Raw genomic sequence first — 17,899 nt, forward strand, 5'->3', positions numbered from 1 at the left:
GCAGCGGATGTCTGAACTCGACCTGCCGCGGGATCTCTTCAGCCGGGCAGCCTTTGAAACCGACGCCGCGGCCGCCGGGCCGGTAAAGGCAGGCAGAAAAGCCCTGCGTCTGGCCAATGAGCAGCTCAACGAGGCCTTCAGGAGCGGCCACCTCGCCGGTGAACTGATCCACTGGCGTGCGGAAATGACAGACCAGCTGTTATCGGCACTGTGGCAGCGCTTCACCCCGGATCGCCCGGGTCTCGCCCTCATCGCCGTGGGGGGCTACGGACGCGGCGAGCTGCACCCGCACTCTGACATTGACCTTCTGATACTGCAGTCGGATCGCGAGAGCGGAGGTCCGGAAGGGGTTGAGCAGTTCATCACTCTGCTCTGGGACCTCGGGCTGAGCATCGGCCACAGCGTGCGCACGCTGGAAGAATGTGTGCGGCGCGCCGCCGGCGACGTCACCATACTGACCAACCTGCTCGAAGCGCGCCTGCTGGCGGGTGACGCCGGCCTCCTGGCGCAGCTGCGCGAACGCACGTCCACGCATCATATGTGGCCGGCGCGCGAATTCCTGCAGGCCAAGCTGGCGGAGCAGGAGGCGCGCCACAACAAGTTCGCGGACACGGAATACAATCTCGAACCCAACGTGAAAAGCTCGCCGGGCGGCCTGCGCGACCTGCAGCTGATCGGCTGGCTGGCGCGGCGACATTTCGGCTGGAGCACGGCGGAAGAATTCACCAGCAGCGGTTTCCTGACCAAGGAGGAATCGAGCATTCTGCTGCGCGGCCAGGAGTTCATGTGGCGGGTGCGCTACGCCCTGCACATGCTGACGGGACGCGAAGAGGATCGTCTGCTGTTCGACCACCAGCGTGAGCTGGCGCGGATGTGGGGCTTCACCGACGGTGAACGCCTCGCCGTGGAGCAGTTCATGCAGGTGTATTACCGCTGGGCACTGGCGCTGGCGCAGCTGAACGAGCTGCTGATCCAGAACTTCGACCAGGCCATCCTGCGCACCGACGCCGAGGACGAGGTCACGATCCTCAATGACAGTTTCGAGATCCGCAACGGCTATATTGCCGCACGCTCGCCGGATCTGTTCCGGAGCCGGCCGGGCGCGCTGCTGGAGGTTTTTCTTCAGGCGGGCAACAACCCGCACATCCAGGGCATCAGTGCGCCGACCATCCGCCTCATTCGCGAGCACCGGCACCTGATCGACGAAGACTTCAGGGCCGATCCCTCGAACCGCGGACTGTTCCTGCAGCTATTCTGCGCACAGCACCGCATGACGCGGCAGCTGCGCCGCATGGCGCGCTACGGCATTCTGGGCATGTACCTGCCCGAGTTCGGGCGGGTGGTCGGGCAGATGCAGCATGATCTGTTCCATGCCTATACGGTAGACGCGCACACGCTGCAGGTGATCGAGAACATGCGGCGCTTTCTGCGTGAGGACAGCGATGAGCGGTTTCCGGTTACCAGCCGCGTCGCCAGGCGTCTGCCGAAGAAAGAACTGCTTTACATCGCGGGCCTTTATCACGACATCGGCAAGGGCCGCGGCGGCGACCACTCGGAACTCGGTGCGGTGGACGCCGAGCGCTTCTGTCTTGACCACGGCCTCAGCCGACGCGACACCAATCTGGTGACCTGGCTGGTGCGCAACCACCTGGTCATGTCAGCCTTCTCCCAGCGCAAGGACATCTCGGACCCGGATGTGATTCAGGATTTTGCCCGCCACGTCACCAGCCAGAACCGGCTGGATTACCTGCTGGTGCTCACGGTCGCGGACATCAACGGCACCAACCCGACGCTGTGGAATGCCTGGCGCGCCAGCCTGCTGCGTCAACTGTATGCCGAAACACGACGGGCACTGCGCCGCGGCCTGGAAAACCCGGTCGACAAGCAGGACTGGATCAACGAAACGCGCCAGGCGGCGATCGACATTCTGGAATATCGGGGCTTTACGGTCGAGGAGCTGGATGCGCTGTGGCGCGAGCGCGGCGAGGATTATTTCCTGCGCGAGCGGGCCGAGGACATCGCCTGGCATACGGAGGCCATCGCGGGACACCACGACCGGCGGCAGCCACTGGTTCTGGTGCGCAACAGCCTGGAGTCCAACGTTGCCAACACTACCCAGATCTTCATCTACGCGCGCAATGACAACCGGTCCTTCCCGCGGGTCTGCGCCGAGCTTGAGCAGCTAGAGCTCAGCGTGCACGACGCACGGGTTTACAACGCCAATGACGGCATGAGCCTGGACACGTTCTTCGTACTGGACTCGGACGGCACACCGCTGGAAGACCAGGGGGAACGCCAGGAGCACATTGCCGAACACCTGACACATGCGCTTTCTGACGAGGCGCGTGGCGCCGCCATCGTGCAGCGCCGCACACCCCGCCAGGTGCGCTCCTTCAGCCTGCCCACGGAAACCCTCATGACCACCGACACCAACAAGGGTGTCACCGTTCTCGAAGTCAGGTCGCCCGACCGGCCCGGCCTGCTGGCGCGCATCGGCGAGGTTTTCGTGCGCTTCAACGTCGTGCTGCAGGCCGCCAAGATCCAGACGCTCGGCGAGCGCGTCGAGGACGTTTTCTTCATTACCGACAGCGCGCACAGACCGCTGGAAGACCGCGAGCTGTGCGAGGCGATACAGGCGGCGATTCGCCGCGAACTGGATGGACAGAAAACCGCATGAATACCGATCTCGACCGACTGCACCCCTACCCCTTCGAGCGCCTCGCGGCACTCATCGCCGACATAGAGCCACCCCGGTCGCTCGACCCGGTTGTCCTGACCATTGGCGAACCCCGTCACGACGCCCCCACCGCGGTCATCGAGGCCCTGCACAACAGCCTGCATCTGCTGGACCGCTATCCCGCCACCCGCGGCACGGCAGACCTGCGGAATGCCATCGCCGACTGGCTGCAGCAACGCTACGGCATTGCCCGCCCAGACCCCGGGCGCCAGGTTCTGCCGGTCAGCGGCACCCGCGAAGCGCTGTTCGCCATTGCCCAGACCTGTGTTTCCAGGGTGCCGGGGGCGCTGGTGCTGAGCCCGAATCCGTTCTACCAGATCTATGAGGGCGCGACGCTGCTCGCCGGCGCCGAGCCGGTCTTCCTGAACTGCCACGCCGACAACGGATTTCTGCCAGATCCCGATAGTATCGACGCCGAGACCTGGAGGCACTGTCAGCTCCTCTATCTCTGCACGCCGGGCAATCCGAGTGGCGCCGTAATGCCCCAGTCACTGCTGTGCCGGTTCATCGACAAGGCGCTGGAGCACGACGTGATCCTGGTCAGCGACGAATGCTATTCCGAGATCTATAGCGATGAGGATGCCCCGCCCCCTGGCCTGCTGCAGGCCTGCATCGAGGCAGGCAACGCGACGTTCCGCAACTGCCTCAGTTTTCACAGCCTGTCCAAGCGTTCCAACCTGCCCGGGCTACGCTCCGGCTTTGTCGCGGGAGACGCGGATCTGCTCGATGCATTCACGCGCTACCGCAACTACCACGGCTGTGCCATGCCACTGCACCACCAGGCCGCCAGTGCCGTTGCGTGGCGGGATGAAACCCACGTGGCAGCCAACCGGGCACTTTATCGGGAGAAGTTTGCCCGCGTGGCATCGCTGCTTGCACCGGCGCTGCCGGTGCAGGTGCCAGAGGCCGGCTTCTACCTGTGGCCGCGAACGCCGATCCCGGATACCGACTTCACACAGCGGCTCTACGCCGAGGAAAACGTCCTCGTGCTGCCCGGACGCTATCTGGCGCGGGATGCCGGCGGCATGAACCCCGGCGAGAACCACGTGCGGCTGGCGCTGGTGGCCGGGCTTGCCGACTGCGAGGAGGCCGCCAGACGGATCGTGCGCTTCCTTGGGCGGCTGTAATGCTGCCCAAGGCACAGCGGGTTGCCTTCATCGATACACGCCTGCAGGCGCTTTACCCCGACCCGCCGATCCCCCTGGATCATCGCGACCCCTATACCTTGCTGATTGCCGTGCTGCTCAGCGCCCAGTGCACCGATGAGCGCGTCAATCAGATCACGCCGGCACTGTTTGCGGCAGCCGACAACCCGGTCGACATGCTGGCGCTGGGTACCGAGGCTATCCGCGGCATTATCCGTCCCTGCGGGTTGTCGCCGCAGAAGGCGCGCGCCATCACCGGTCTCAGCCAGATTCTGCTGGACGAGCACGACGGCGAGGTGCCGGCGGACATCGAGGCCCTCGAGCGCCTGCCCGGCGTCGGCCACAAGACCGCCAGCGTGGTGATGGCCCAGTCCTTCGGGGTACCCGCCTTTCCGGTGGACACGCACATACACCGCCTGGCGCAGCGCTGGGGCCTGAGCTCGGGCAAAAGCGTGGCGCAGACGGAAAGAGACCTGAAGCGGCTCTTCCCCCGCGCGCGCTGGAACTCACTTCACCTCCAGTTCATCTTCTACGGTCGCGAGTTCTGCACAGCGCGCGGCTGCGACGGTCGCGTCTGTGATATCTGCCGCACCTGCTATCCGGCGCGACGACACCCGAAAAAAACCCGCAAGGCATGACCCAGCAGATCAATGCCCGTATCGCGGGCACCGTAGCATCTTTGCTATCCTTGCCGGCTTTTACAGGCTGACGCGGCCCGGAGACTATCGTGATCACGCTATACGGCATCAAATCCTGCGACACGGTGCGCAAGGCGCGGCGCTGGCTGGACCAGCACGACATCGACTACCAGTACCACGACCTGCGCGAGGACGGCCTGTCAGAACCCAGCGCCAGCGCATGGCTGACGGCCCTCGGCCAGCGGGAACTGCTGAACCGCCGCAGCACCACCTGGAAAACACTGCCGGCAGAACTGCGAGACAGCATGGATGATGACCGGGCGCTGACGGCAGTGCTTGAACACCCGACGCTGGTCAAGCGGCCGGTGCTCGATACCGGCAGCGAGATTCACGTCGGCTTCAGCCCGGAACGCTACGCAACGCTCTTCAAACGGCACACACTCTGAAAACACCTCCCACTGACATGGACGACTCGACACAATGACGGCAACCGCATTTGCTTTCGGAATCGGCGTCGGTACGCTGGACAGCGCCGGCAACTGGCTTGAGGTGTTCTTTCCCCAGCCAGGGCTCGCGGTGGATGCCAGTCTCGCCACAGCGGTGCGGCCTTTCAGCAGTGCGACCCCGCTGACTCGGACAGCGGCGCAGGGTCTGGTGGCGGCTCTCGAAGAGGCAGGTTTTGCCGAACTCGCACAGCTTGCGAGGCGCCTTGGCGATGCCCCGCAGCCCATTGCCTGTGTCCTGCTGGAGAAGGATGTTGCGCCCACCAGCGTGCCCGAGGCCTACCTCAAGCTGCACCTCATCTCCCATCGCCAGGTAAGGCCCCACGGCACCAACCTTGAGGGCCTGTTTGGCCTGCTGCCAAACGTGGCATGGACCAGTGAGGGGGCCATCGCACTGGAAGAACTCGCCGAGCGCCAGCTGGCGGCCCGCCTGCGCGGCGTGCCGCTGGAAGTCAGCTGCGTCGACAAGTTCCCGAAAATGACCAATTACGTGGTGCCCAGGGGGGTGCGGATCGCACACACCGCGCGCGTACGACTCGGCGCCTATCTCGGCGAGGGCACGACGGTGATGCACGAGGGCTTTGTCAACTTCAACGCCGGCACCCAAGGGCCCGGCATGATCGAGGGGCGCATTTCCGCCGGGGTCTTTATCGGCGCGCAGTCAGATCTCGGTGGTGGCTGCTCCACGATGGGCACGCTGTCCGGGGGCGGCAACATCATCATATCGGTCGGCGAACGCTGCCTGATCGGGGCCAACGCCGGCATCGGTATCCCCCTGGGTGATCGCTGCACAGTCGAGGCCGGACTGTTTATCACCGCCGGCACCAAGGTCGCCGTGCTGGACAATGAAGGCAACAGCGTAGATACGGTCAAGGCGCGCGAACTCGCGGGCCGACCGGACCTCCTGTTCCGGCGCAACTCGACCAGCGGCCGCGTGGAATGCCAGACGAACCAGGCAGCGGTCGAACTCAACGACATGCTGCACAGCCACAACTGACGGACTCCCCATGGCGCAGACCTCCCATCACCCCACCCTGGCGCTGTGCCGCGACCTGATACGGCGACCCTCGGTAACGCCGCTCGACGCCGGCTGCCAGGACATCATGATCAGTCGCCTGGAGGCGGCCGGCTTTACCTGCCAGCGCCTGCCTTTCGGGGATACCCTGAATTTCTGGGCAGAGCGCGGCAGTGGCGGACCGTTGATGGTATTCGCCGGCCACACCGACGTGGTTCCCGCGGGCCCGGAGGCCGCCTGGCGCACGCCACCCTTTGAGCCCACGGACATCGACGGTGTGCTGTACGGTCGCGGTGCCGCCGACATGAAGGGCAGCCTTGCCGCCATGGTGGTCGCCTGCGAGGAGTTTGTCAGCGCACACCCCGACCACCGCGGGCGCATCGGCTTCCTGATCACGTCCGATGAGGAGGGCCCGGCCACCGATGGCACGGTCAGAGTGATGCAGTGGCTGCGTGAGTCGGGCCGGCAGATCGACTGGGCGCTTGTCGGCGAGCCCTCCAGCAGCACGGCGCTGGGAGATACGGTAAAGAACGGGCGCCGTGGCTCGCTGGGGGCCACCCTGGTGGTGCGCGGCAGGCAGGGCCACGTTGCCTATCCACAGCTGGCAGACAACCCCGTGCACCGCGCACTGCCGGCACTCGCCGCGTTGACGGCAGAGCACTGGGATAACGGCAACGCCCATTTCCCCGCAACATCGCTGCAGATATCCAACGTGGAAGCGGGCACCGGCGCCACCAACGTCATTCCCGGTGAACTGCGCGTTCTGTTCAACTTCCGCTTCTCGACGGAGACGACGGCTGACAATCTGCGGCGACGCACGGAAGACCTGCTGGACCGGCATGGACTCGACTACCACATCGAATGGAACCTGAGCGGCGAGCCCTTCCTCACCGCCGAGGGGACACTGGTCGATGCGACGGTCGCCGCGATACGCGAGGTCACCGGTCGTACGGCAAGGCTGTCAACCGCCGGCGGCACGTCAGACGGACGCTTTATTGCACCCAGCGGCGCGCAGATTGTCGAGCTAGGCCCGGTCAACGCCAGCATCCACCAGGTGAACGAACAGGTTCGCAGCGAGGATCTGGTAACGCTGACGGCAATCTACGCTGCCCTGCTGCGGCGGCTGCTAGCGAAATAGCGCCAGCTCCCTGTCCAGCGCATCGACTACCATCGCGCGGTTCATGACACCGGGCACCAGCAGCACATTGCCGCTGTCCAGTCCGGCAAGACTCTCTCTCACAACCTCATCCACCGGCATCCACAGGTCCTGCGGCGTGCGCGACTTGTCAAAACCGTGCATGGACGGCGAATCGTGGATCTCGGTGTGCGTGAATCCCGGGCACAGGCTCTGCACGCGGATCCCGAAGCGTTCCACCTCACTCTGCAGCGATACGGAAAAACTGTTGAGAAACGCCTTGCTGGCCGCGTACACCGCACTGCCGGGCATCGGCAGGAAGCCGCCGACGGACGCCACGTTGATAATGTCGCCCCCACCGGCGTCACGCATGGCCGGCAGCGCCGCGCGGGTCAGCAGCAGTACCGCGTCCTGATGCAGCCGCAGCATCGCCAGATCCCTGTCGATATCGTCGTCAATGAAAGGTCCGAAGCTGCCGAAGCCGGCATTGTTCACCAGCATGCCGAGAGGCCCCTGCTGGCGGATGCACTCGACGGCGCGTCCCTGACCTTCCAGCGTGGCAAGGTCTGCCTGCAGCGGAACAATGTCAGCATGTGCAGACGCGAGCTCCGCAGCGAGGGCGTCGAGTCGGTCAGCGCGCCGGGCGACCGCGATGATGCGAGCGCAGCGCGGCGCCAGCTGGCGCACGTACTCCTCCCCAAGGCCTGAGGATGCGCCGGTAACCAGCACTGTGGCATTTTCAGGATTCATGAACTGCGACTCCATCCAGTTGGTAGACATCAAAACGTACGGAACGCCCGGAAAGCCCATGTGACGGGCGAATCCCGCACAGCTGCGGCGCCTTCAGCGGCCGCTTCACGACCACACGCCGGACCGTCTGGCGCAGCGCCCAGCGCAGCAGGGACTCCGCCGCGCTATCAGGGTGCTCGGGCAGAAGGCGCTGCAGCAGGGCCATGCCCTTGCCCGCCGCCGAGCGCCGGCCCGGGGGAAACATCGGATCCAGGTAGAGAACATCCTCGGCCTGCAGCTCTCCCGCCGGCAGCAGCCGGCTGTCACCGCTGTGCACCGACAATCTGCCAACCACGTCCGAGCGCCAGTCGTGCTGCACATGCGTGAGATGGTCGACGGAGAGAGCAAGCAGCGTGGCAAGCATGGGGTGCTGCTCACACAGCAGAACCCGGGCACCCAGATCTGCCAGCACAAAGGCGTCGGCGGCAAAGCCCCCCGTCGCGTCTATCACGCGACCCCCGGGGCACCTGTGCACCCCCACGGCGCGCCCCAGAAGTTCATTCTGTCCACCGCGGCGCCGATAGGCCATGGCCGGATCGTAAAAACCACAGCGCACGGGACCCGGCGCGCGACTGCCCGTCACCTGCAGAAAGGGGCCAGTCTCGTCCTGCGACAGGTAGACGTCACAGCGCGTCTCCTGGCGCGCGCTCAGGGCGGACTCCAGCAGGGGGAGGCCCAGTGTCTCGGCCAGCCGGGGCCAGTCTGCCGCGTCGCGTTCAGGCCCGGAAGCAGGCCGCATCAGGGCCATGCGACAGGCGCCGGCAACAGCGCCGCCCCCGCCTTCCCGGACCTGGGCCGTCACTTCTGCGCCCTGAGCTGCTCCGGTGAGTGGCCGAGGCGCATCTGCACATCACCGATGGTCGCGGCGATTTCAAGATTGTAGGCAAGATGGGAGAAGCCGTGCTTGTCGGTCAGCGCCAGCTCCAGCGGTGAGGTGTGCCGGGGCGCCAGGGGGCGCGAAGCCGTCAGCCAGCAGGCAACTTCATCGATCGCGCTGCCCATCATCCTGATGCCCCGGATACGCTCCAGACCGGCGTCACTCGACGCAACGAAGGCCGGGGTGACCCGGGCGTTCGGGTCCACCACTTCCCCCGAGATGGTCAGCTCTGCAGCGAAATTCCCGAGCAGAATCTGACCGGGCTCCGCCTTTTCGATCATGCGCGCCAGATCAATGGTCACATCGCCGACGATGTAGCTGAATACCGTGGGGTTCACGCCCTCGGCCTGGTATAGCTCATAGTGGCTGCCAATATGAAACGCCGCACGAATCAGGGGAACCGTCTTGCCGCGGGAAGCCCGCGACGCCAGCGCGTTGTCGAGCATAATGAGAATCAGGAAGTAGAACAGCAGGCTGTCGGAATCCGCCTCCCGATCCCGGTTCCAGACGTAGTAGCCATCGCCGGTGGTGGTTCGTGCAAAGTTGATCTCCATCCCACGCGCGGCCAGCTTGTTGTACACCGAGTTCATGGAGTAGGACAGGCTGTTGAGCTGGCTCGCCTGTTCGAACGGCGTACGCAGAGAAAAATCGGAAATATCGAAAAGCAACACGGCACGACTGTCGACATAGCCCAGCCCGTAGCGCCGGATGATCTGCTCGACCGCCGCCACCACAGCCGGTTGATCGTCGAGGGGATGGTCCAGCTTGATAAAAGTGGGTGAGGCGCCCAGGCGTACGGCGACGGCAAACAGTTCATCGCGGGTTTTGCGCCGCTTGCCGGAAATCAGGCGGCGGATATAGCGCTCATTGTCGCGGTGTTGCTCAGTATCGTCCTTGCGCGGTGCGCAGTAGTTGCCGAGAAAATAGTGCGGGACGAAGATCACCAGCAGCCCGCGGGCATCCAGCGACCAGCAAAGCACAATGTTCTGCCCGAGGCGCCACTGACGACGCAGGGTGCGCTCGAGGTTCTGCAGATTTCCCCGCTGGATGATACTGACCGCTTCCACTTCAGCGTTACCCATTTACAGGACCGCCATGCCCGGCGAGGTCGCCGGTACCTTCACGATCAGCATACTAGCAAGCATCGCATTGGGCCATCGCCGCTGTGTCCCGGGCCACGTCAAGCCAGGGAAAGCCCGTCCCCTGGTCAGCCCAGACGACATCGTCTCGCCAGGTGGGAAGCTGCGCGACCAGGGCTTCCTCCACCGCGGCCCGCGCATTGTTCTGCTCGCTGATGTGGGCGATGGCCACCTGCCTGAGATCGTCGGTTGCGATCTGCCGCAGCAGTTCACTGGCCTGCCGATTGCTGAGGTGTCCCCAGTCACCGCCGACCCTGGCCTTGAGCGAGGGCGGATAGGGTCCCCCTGCCAGCAGCCCGCTGTCGTGATTGAACTCCAGCAGCAGGCCGTGGCATCCGCGGTAGGCATCGATCACGTGCGGCGTAACGCTGCCAAGGTCGGTCAGAACACCGACACGGCAGCCGTTGCCGCTGAACAGATACTGGCAGGGCTCCCGCGCATCATGCGGGACCACCACAGAGCGCACCGCCATGGCGCCAAGGGAAAAGTGCTCTCCGGCGTTGAAGGCAACGACATTATTACAATCGCCGAGCCTGCCACTGCGCTGCGTGCCGTGGGTCAGGTAAACCGGAATCCCGAGCGCGCGCGCGAGTGGTCCCACGCCGCTGATGTGGTCGCTGTGTTCATGGGTGACCAGAATGGCCGTGATGCTGGCGGGATCCACCTGCAGTCGCTGCAGCCGGCGCCGCGCTTCCCTCAGCGAAAACCCACAGTCCACCATGACCAGGGTATCGCCACTCTGCACCAGGGTGGCGTTGCCCTTGCTTCCGCTGCCCAGGGATGCAAAGCGCACTAATTGATATTCCCCTTGATCAATTCGAGCATCGCCTGCTTCTGTCCAGGATCCAGCTCGGGATCCCCCTCCTCCGTCTGCAGGTCAATCCTGACCTCGCTCGCGTCCGATTCCGCGAGCGACACCACAAACTGCCGATCCGCCAGCGGGTGATTGCTGTCACGGCTGAAGAGTCGACCGAACCAGCCCCGGCTCTCCTCTTCATCGTCGCCAATGAAGCGAACGTAATAATTGCCGGCGCTGCGGTCGCGATCCAGTATCTCGAACGTTGCCGCCTCCAGCGCCAGCGCCAGCGACGCCCACGCCCGGTTGAAGGGCAGACCGAGACGGATGTACACATCACCGCCGTCATCTTCCTGGACGGATATCTTGCCGCCCGCGCTGATCGCCCGGTCGGCCATCATGGAGACGGGCGCGGTCTCCGTGCTGTTCGCTATGTACTGCGCGACGCTGCGCAGCATCTCGGACTCATGCTCGAGATTGTTAGACACCTCCGGCCAACTGCTGGTATCGCCAGCGCGGTTCATCTGCAGGACATGCAGTTCACTGGTGCCGCGCTGCACGCCGCGCTCAATGCGGAAACGGAAGCGGGACTCCATGTCCTGATTGCGCAGCTTCAGCCAGTCTGTCTCGATAATCCCCTGCCCGGCGTCAATGCGGCCTGAATTGATGCCGGCCGCGGAGAGAAAGCCACGCACCTGTGGCCACAACTGGCCCGGCGCTATCGCCACCAGCGCCCAGCTCTCGTCGCCCAGCCGCTGAATGCGCACCATCTCCTCGGCACGTCCCGACGCCAGTGACGCTGGCCTTGGCACCTCGAATTCCCGTGTCATCAGGGCATCGGTCTGGATTGGAGGAATCGGGTACATTTCCTGCAGCGCGGCCGTCTCTCCGGGGCGAACCTCGATGATCTCGGTTGTCCGGGCCTGTCGATAATCCCCGGAGCTGTCCCGGAAGAAGCCGGAGTCGCCGAACAGGTACCCACAACCCGCCAGCGGCAGACAGAGCAACGCGACTGACAGACTGCGCAGCATCACAGTGCCACCCCTGCCAGCGCATCATCCACAACCGCGCGCAGCTTCGCATCCAGGGGCAGCAGGGGCAGGCGTATGCCTGTCTCGATGAGGCCCATGCGCGCCAGCGCCCACTTCACCGGTATGGGATTGGGCTCGATGAACAGCGCCGCCGTCAACCCCGCCATACGCGCATCAATGTCTGCCGCGCCCGCCTGGTCGCCCGCCATCGCAGCGTCGCACAGCTCGGCCATCAGCTTCGGCACCACGTTGGCGGTCACCGAGACATTGCCTCGCCCGCCTGCCAGCATCAGCTCCCGCGCCGTCGGGTCATCACCCGAGTACACGGCAAAGTCATCGCCGACCCGTTCGATCAACTCCCTTCCGCGCTCCATATTGCCCGTCGCATCCTTGATACCGACGATATTCGGATGACGCGACAGGGCCACCGCAGTGTCGTTGGCGAGATCCGCCGCACAGCGGGCAGGTACGTTATAGAGGATCTGCGGAATCTCGACGGCGTCGGCAATCGCCATAAAGTGGGCGTAGATCCCGGCCTGCGTGGGACGATTGTAGTAGGGGACCACAAGCAGGCAGGCATCGGCACCCGCGTTGGCGGCGGCCGTGGTCAGCTCGATGGCCTCGCGGGTGGAGTTGGCGCCGGTGCCGGCGATCACGGGCAGGCGGCCGGCAACATACTCGACGCAGTGGCGAATCACCGCGCAGTGCTCCGGAACCGTCAGTGTCGCACTTTCTCCCGTGGTGCCGGTGACTCCGATCGCCGCGGTGCCCGCGCTGATGTGCATGTCCAGGAGACGCTCGAGAGCCGCCCAGTCGAGGCTCCCGTCATCGTGCATGGGTGTGACGAGAGCGACTATGCTGCCAGTGATCATGCGAAACTCCGCAAATTGACCCGGGTCGGCGTCGAAAACGCCGACGGTCGGGTTAAAGGGCGCAATTATCCATGCCCATCACCCAAACACAACCGGATTGAGGTATCCGTCACGCCGCGCTAGAGTGCAGCACGTGGGGTTTGACTGAAAACCGGAGGCCCGAATGAACGTCCTGACCCGTCTTTGCCTGGTCATCATCGCAACACTTCTCTTCAGCAGCCTGCCGGCGGCGGGCCAGGATCAGCTGCGTATCAGCGAACTGACGCCACTGGACAGACAGTATATGCAGCGCCAGCGCGATGCGATCGAGAGTCTGGCGCGCCGCCATACCGGCAGCGGTTTTGACGGTTCTCCCGCAAACGACATTCCGCTGCTGCAGCGCCTCCTCGATGAGCGCCGTGTGCGGCCTGAGCAGACCGAGGAACTGCAGGCCATGGGCATACTGCTGGGCGATGTCCTGGCGCGGGAACTCGACATGCACTGGGTGATTTACGAGGACCCGGTGGGCCGCAGCCGCGCGCTGCGTTACCGCGAAACCGACAATTACCTGTTTCCGGCCACCATGATTTCGCGTCGGCGCGCCGTTGGCAATGATCGTCCAGTGCAGGAAATCTATGACAAGGCGATCGACCTGATTGAACCGATCCGGGAAAAGCGGCCGTTCCAGTGAGCCGGTCACGCCGCCGGCAGCATCCGGCAGACGCAGTGGCCACCTGCAACCTTTGGCGCGAGTAAGCCAGGGAAAACCGACCATGGACGCAACGGCCCCCGACTGCGCACTGCGTCCTGACGCGAGCGGTCAGCCCACGCTTTACCTTAGCGGCGACTGGACAGAGGGCCAGCCCACCCCGGCACCATCCCGGTTGCAGGATATGCTGGCACGGATTGAACCGCCCGGTCCCGTCGCCCTCGACCTCTCCGGCATCGGCGATTGGGATTCTCAGCTCCCCGCGTTCTGCCTGAGATGGATGAATCTGTGCCGCTCCCGCGGTATCGATTGCGAGCGTCGCCGCCACGGTTCCAGTCTCGACGACCTGCTGGATCTGGCAACCGCGACACCGCCGCGCGAGGCACGACCGCGCAGCGCCGGCTGGCTGTCGGCGGCTGCCATCAGGCGCAACCTGCATGAGATCGGCGAGCAGGTGCAGGAATCCCTGGCCTTTGTGGGGGATGCCACTGTCGCCTGCGCCACCTGCATGATGCCCGGCTCGAGCATGCGCTGGTCCGACCTGAAGCTGTACTGCGCTCAGGCCGGGCCCGGGGCACTGCCCATCATCACACTGACGAGCATTCTGGTCGGCATGATTCTCGCGTATCTCGGCGCGGTGCAGCTGAAGGAGTTTGGCGCCGAGGTCTATGTCGCCGACCTCGTGGGCATCGGCATGCTCAGGGAAATGGGCGCACTGATGACGGCTGTGGTCATGGCGGGTCGAACAGGCGCCGCCTATGCCGCCCAGATCGGCACCATGCAGAGCAACGACGAAATCGACGCCCTGACGACCCTCGGCCTGTCACCGATGGAATTCCTGGTCGCGCCACGCCTGCTGGCGCTCGCGCTTATGATGCCCCTGCTGACGATCTATGCCAACGTCCTCGGCATGCTGGGCGGGGCGATCGTCGCCGGCGGCATGGGGATCAGTCCACTGGCCTACCTGAGTGAACTGGTCACCGTACTGGCCCCCGGGCACTTCATGGTCGGACTGTCCAAGAGCCTGCTGTTTGCCGTGCTGATCGCGATTGCCGGCTGCCGTGCCGGCATGTCGGCAGGTCGCAGCTCCGCGGGCGTTGGCGACGCCACCACGGAAGCCGTCGTCACCGCGGTGGTCTACCTGATCGTCGCCGATGCCGGCATGAACATTCTCTTTCAGCAGGTGGGCGTGTGATCCAGGAGCCGGTTATCGAGGTGCATGGGCTGTGCATGGCCTACGGTTCCACGGTCGTTCAGCGCGACCTCGATTTCGCCGTCTTCCCCGGAGACATTTTTGTCATCATGGGCGGCTCCGGCTGCGGCAAGAGCACCCTGTTGCGTCACTTGCTTGGCCTCAAGACGCCCGCCGCTGGCGACGTGCTCTATCACGGTCGCAGCCTGATGTCTGCCAGTGCCGCGGAGCGACGTGTCATGCGGCGCAGCTGGGGAATCACTTACCAGAGTGGCGGCCTGTTCAGCGCCATGAGCCTCGCGGAGAATGTGGCGCTGCCGCTGCACCAGTACACGCAATACGAAGCTGCCACCATTGATGATATCGTGGCCTACAAGCTCGCGCTGGTGGGCCTGGATGGCTTCCAGGACTATCTGCCTGAAGAAATCAGCGGTGGCATGCGCAAACGCGCGGCCCTGGCACGTGCCATTGCCCTGGATCCCGAGATTCTGTTCTTCGATGAGCCCTCTGCCGGGCTTGACCCGGTTAGCTCACGACGCCTCGACGACCTGATCCTGCAGATCAAGGAGTCGACCGGAGCCACCGTGGTGATGGTGACGCACGAGCTGCCGAGCATTTTTGCCATCGCCACCAACAGCGTCTATCTGGACGCGGAGACCCGGACCATGATTGACTACGGCGATCCAGGCTGGCTGAGAACACACAGTGAACAGCCTGTCGTGCGGCAGTTTCTGAATCGCGAAGCCGACGTCCGGCCGTCCGGCGACGTCTCCGGGGAGGACGATCGTGGGTGAACGCAAGCACAGCGTGCTGATCGGCTCCTTCGTGGTGGGTTCCCTGCTCATTGTGCTCGCCGGAGCGGTAGTTATCGGCAGCACCGGTTTCGGAGGCCAGCGAGAGCGGGTCGTCATGGTCTTCGAGGGCTCGGTGAAAGGGCTGACCGTGGGTGCACCGGTAGCCTTGCGCGGGGTAGAGATCGGCCAGGTCACCGACATCCAGCTGCTGTTGTCCACGGACAAGGCTGACATCATCATGCAGGTTGAGGCGGAGCTGTCCGAGAGAAACGTTCTTCTCGTCGGCGAAGGCATGGATGCGTCGTCGCTCATTCCCTATCTGATCGATAACGGCCTGCGCGCCCAGCTCAACATGCAGAGCGTGCTGACCGGACTGCTTTATGTGCAGATGGACTTCCACCCCGACACCGTTGTCAGTCTGCCAGACGTTACCTCGCCGCACACACAGGTGCCAACCATTCCCACCGAGCTGGAGCTGCTGCGCAGAACACTGCAATCCATCGATTACGCCAGAATCGCGCAGGACATCGGTGATATTGCGGGCAGTCTCAATACGCTGACCGCAACGGAAGAGTTCCAGGCCCTGCCCGGAGACCTGCAGCAGACGCTGGCATCCCTTGCGCAGGCAGGTGACGGTCTCACAGATGCCATGGTCGCGCTGCGACCTGAAGTGACGACCGTGCTCGCGGAAGCCCGCGGCGTGCTGCAGCAGGTCAACGCGGATCTTCCCGGGCTCGCCAGCAGCGCCGGCAGTGGCCTGAAGCGACTGGACTCGGCGCTGCTGGCCACAGAACAGGCCATGCGATCCATCGGTGACCAGGTGGATCCCGGATCGCCCACGCTGTACCAGCTGAACGCAACGCTGAAAGAACTCGCGGATGCCAGCCGGGCCCTGCAGTCTCTGGCACGGTTGCTGGAGGAACATCCGGATGCCCTTCTGCGTGGTCGACGGAGTAACGACCAGTGAAAGGCCCGTATTTCCAGACGCTGTGTTACCTGCTGGCAATGACACTGGGAGGCTGCGCCACGCCTGCCGCCGTGGACTATCTGACGCTGACCTCACCAGCGCAGGCAGCCATTCGCAGTGATGCGCCCCCGGTGAGTGTCGGCCCGGTTACGCTACCCGAATACCTCAAGCGCAGCGCTCTGGCGAGACGCGACAGCGAGGGCGCGCTGCACTACAGTGTGTCAGAGCTCTGGGCAGAGCCGCTGGATCAGGGCATACAGCGCACGCTGATCGAGATTCTCTCTGACGCGCTTGAAGGCGCAGGGATCACGAATTTCCCCGGACCCTCGGCCTCGCGGGCGGATTACGGGGTCAGCATTTCTGTGCGCAGGCTGGAGGCAACAGATGCCATAGCGAGGCTGTCCGCGAGCTGGCGCATTCTGCCAACGTCATCCGTTTCACCGGGCCCGACACTCACGGGGCGATTCAGTCGCGAGGAAGCCCTTGTGTCACCCTCCGGTCCCGCCGTCGCCCGCGCCTTCAGTGCTCTGGTGCGCGCGCTTGCACTGGATATCGCCGGCGCGATCCCGGCGCAGGACCCCTGAAGTCCGGCATACCGACCGGGCAACGTGGCCCAACAGCCCGACGCCACCTGCCTTGCCGTGTACAGCACGGGGAGGCGCCGGTATGATCTTCCGCCTTCTGCCTGATAGCCGCAAGGAGCGAGCGCATGGAAAACATTGACATCCCGCAACTCATCAATATCTACGCCATCCCCTGGGGCATTCGCATCGTCACCGCGCTGGTCATTTTCATTATCGGGCGCATGGTCGTTGCCGTCGTAGTGGGCATCGCCCAGAAACTCATGCTGCGACAGAAACTGGACGAGACGCTGGTTATTTTTGTTGTCGCCATTCTTCGGGCCCTGCTGCTGCTGTTCGTGATCATCGCAGCACTGAGCCAGCTCGGTATCGACACCACGTCACTGATTGCACTGATCGGCGCCGCGGGCCTGGCCATCGGCCTGTCACTGCAAAGCTCGCTGTCAAATTTTGCGGCCGGCGTCATGCTGATCATCTTCCGTCCTTTCGTGAAAGGCAACTTCGTCGAGGCGGGCAACGCGATGGGTACGATAGACAAGGTCAACATTTTCACCACGACGATGATCACGCCCGACAACAAGGAGATCATCGTTCCGAACGGCACCATTATGAGCAACAACATCACCAATTTCTCCGCGAAGCCCACCCGTCGCGTCGACATGACTTTCGGTATCTCCTACGACGACGACCTGCGCCTGGCAAGGAGCATCCTGCAGGATATCGTCGAGGGCGATGAGCGTGTATTGGCAGATCCGGCGCCCGCCGTGGTGGTCGGGGCACTGGCGGACTCCAGCGTCAATTTCCTGGTGCGCCCCTGGGTGAACTCGGCCGATTACTGGCCGGTGTTCTGGGACACCACGGAGAAGGTGAAACTGCGCTTTGACGAGGCGGGGATCACCATTCCGTTTCCGCAGCGGGAGCTGCACATTACCCGGTACGAGACCGCCATGGCCACGGAGCAAGCGCGGACCGCGGTAGCGGAATAGGCAAGGACGTTGCC

Annotated in this window: 18 protein-coding genes; 12 read left to right on the forward strand and 6 right to left on the reverse strand. The window is 64.2% G+C overall.

What is annotated here, in order from left to right:
* Positions 1 to 7 precede the first annotated feature (7 nt).
* The 6 genes from glnD to dapE all read left to right on the forward strand — a co-directional run bounded on the left by glnD (position 8) and on the right by dapE (position 7,176).
* Positions 8 to 2,677: a [protein-PII] uridylyltransferase gene (gene glnD / locus EV688_RS09080; protein ID WP_117315905.1), complete on the forward strand. Its 2,670-nt coding sequence runs from the start codon at positions 8 to 10 to the stop codon at positions 2,675 to 2,677.
* Positions 2,674 to 3,864, forward strand: a complete 1,191-nt coding sequence (gene dapC / locus EV688_RS09085) for a succinyldiaminopimelate transaminase (protein ID WP_117315903.1) — start codon at positions 2,674 to 2,676, stop codon at positions 3,862 to 3,864. The genes glnD and dapC overlap by 4 nt, the downstream gene beginning before the upstream one ends.
* Positions 3,864 to 4,520 carry an endonuclease III gene (nth, locus tag EV688_RS09090; protein WP_117315901.1) on the forward strand — a complete coding sequence of 219 codons (657 nt, stop codon included), beginning with the start codon at positions 3,864 to 3,866 and terminating at the stop codon, positions 4,518 to 4,520. Before dapC ends, nth begins: the two co-directional genes overlap by 1 nt.
* Before the next feature lie 89 nt (positions 4,521 to 4,609).
* Positions 4,610 to 4,966, forward strand: coding sequence for an arsenate reductase (locus EV688_RS09095; RefSeq protein ID WP_117315899.1), 357 nt, complete (start codon positions 4,610 to 4,612; stop codon positions 4,964 to 4,966).
* Positions 4,967 to 5,000: 34 nt separating this feature from the next.
* Positions 5,001 to 6,020, forward strand: a complete 1,020-nt coding sequence (gene dapD, locus EV688_RS09100) for a 2,3,4,5-tetrahydropyridine-2,6-dicarboxylate N-succinyltransferase (protein WP_117315897.1) — start codon at positions 5,001 to 5,003, stop codon at positions 6,018 to 6,020.
* A 10-nt stretch (positions 6,021 to 6,030) separates the two neighbouring features.
* Positions 6,031 to 7,176, forward strand: coding sequence for a succinyl-diaminopimelate desuccinylase (gene dapE, locus EV688_RS09105; RefSeq protein WP_117315895.1), 1,146 nt, complete (start codon positions 6,031 to 6,033; stop codon positions 7,174 to 7,176).
* Here dapE and EV688_RS09110 read toward each other — a convergent pair.
* The 6 genes from EV688_RS09110 to dapA are packed head-to-tail and all read right to left on the reverse strand — an operon-like array spanning position 7,165 to position 12,677.
* Positions 7,165 to 7,923, reverse strand: coding sequence for an SDR family NAD(P)-dependent oxidoreductase (locus tag EV688_RS09110; protein WP_117315893.1), 759 nt, complete (start codon positions 7,921 to 7,923; stop codon positions 7,165 to 7,167). The two genes, dapE and EV688_RS09110, sit on opposite strands and share 12 nt — an antisense overlap.
* Complete coding sequence (locus EV688_RS09115) at positions 7,913 to 8,764, reverse strand: class I SAM-dependent methyltransferase (protein ID WP_117315891.1); 852 nt, start codon at positions 8,762 to 8,764, stop codon at positions 7,913 to 7,915. The genes EV688_RS09110 and EV688_RS09115 overlap by 11 nt, the downstream gene beginning before the upstream one ends.
* On the reverse strand, positions 8,761 to 9,921 hold the full coding sequence (locus EV688_RS09120; RefSeq protein WP_117315889.1) for a hypothetical protein: 1,161 nt from the start codon (positions 9,919 to 9,921) through the stop codon (positions 8,761 to 8,763). The genes EV688_RS09115 and EV688_RS09120 overlap by 4 nt, the downstream gene beginning before the upstream one ends.
* Before the next feature lie 52 nt (positions 9,922 to 9,973).
* Positions 9,974 to 10,771, reverse strand: coding sequence for an MBL fold metallo-hydrolase (locus tag EV688_RS09125; protein WP_117315887.1), 798 nt, complete (start codon positions 10,769 to 10,771; stop codon positions 9,974 to 9,976).
* On the reverse strand, positions 10,771 to 11,805 hold the full coding sequence (bamC, locus tag EV688_RS09130; protein WP_117315885.1) for an outer membrane protein assembly factor BamC: 1,035 nt from the start codon (positions 11,803 to 11,805) through the stop codon (positions 10,771 to 10,773). Before bamC ends, EV688_RS09125 begins: the two co-directional genes overlap by 1 nt.
* Positions 11,805 to 12,677, reverse strand: coding sequence for a 4-hydroxy-tetrahydrodipicolinate synthase (gene dapA, locus EV688_RS09135; RefSeq protein WP_117315883.1), 873 nt, complete (start codon positions 12,675 to 12,677; stop codon positions 11,805 to 11,807). Before dapA ends, bamC begins: the two co-directional genes overlap by 1 nt.
* Positions 12,678 to 12,840: 163 nt before the next feature.
* Between dapA and EV688_RS09140 the strand changes: the two genes are divergently transcribed.
* The 6 genes from EV688_RS09140 (at position 12,841) to EV688_RS09165 (ending at position 17,885) form a co-directional block, all read left to right on the forward strand.
* Positions 12,841 to 13,347 carry a DUF3806 domain-containing protein gene (locus EV688_RS09140; RefSeq protein ID WP_117315881.1) on the forward strand — a complete coding sequence of 169 codons (507 nt, stop codon included), beginning with the start codon at positions 12,841 to 12,843 and terminating at the stop codon, positions 13,345 to 13,347.
* A gap of 82 nt (positions 13,348 to 13,429) precedes the next feature.
* Positions 13,430 to 14,560, forward strand: coding sequence for an ABC transporter permease (locus tag EV688_RS09145; RefSeq protein ID WP_117315879.1), 1,131 nt, complete (start codon positions 13,430 to 13,432; stop codon positions 14,558 to 14,560).
* Positions 14,557 to 15,351 (forward strand): ABC transporter ATP-binding protein, encoded by a 795-nt coding sequence (locus tag EV688_RS09150; protein WP_240624270.1) that lies wholly within the window; start codon positions 14,557 to 14,559, stop codon positions 15,349 to 15,351. The genes EV688_RS09145 and EV688_RS09150 overlap by 4 nt, the downstream gene beginning before the upstream one ends.
* Positions 15,344 to 16,318 carry an MlaD family protein gene (locus EV688_RS09155; RefSeq protein ID WP_117315877.1) on the forward strand — a complete coding sequence of 325 codons (975 nt, stop codon included), beginning with the start codon at positions 15,344 to 15,346 and terminating at the stop codon, positions 16,316 to 16,318. The genes EV688_RS09150 and EV688_RS09155 overlap by 8 nt, the downstream gene beginning before the upstream one ends.
* The gene (locus EV688_RS09160; protein WP_117315875.1) at positions 16,315 to 16,902 is read left to right on the forward strand and encodes a PqiC family protein; all 588 of its coding nucleotides are present in this window, start codon (positions 16,315 to 16,317) and stop codon (positions 16,900 to 16,902) included. The genes EV688_RS09155 and EV688_RS09160 overlap by 4 nt, the downstream gene beginning before the upstream one ends.
* A gap of 125 nt (positions 16,903 to 17,027) precedes the next feature.
* Complete coding sequence (locus tag EV688_RS09165) at positions 17,028 to 17,885, forward strand: mechanosensitive ion channel family protein (RefSeq protein ID WP_117315873.1); 858 nt, start codon at positions 17,028 to 17,030, stop codon at positions 17,883 to 17,885.
* The last annotated feature ends 14 nt before the right edge of the window (positions 17,886 to 17,899 follow it).

This window comes from Chromatocurvus halotolerans (assembly GCF_004340525.1).
GTDB classification, from domain to species: Bacteria; Pseudomonadota; Gammaproteobacteria; order Pseudomonadales; family Halieaceae; genus Chromatocurvus; species Chromatocurvus halotolerans.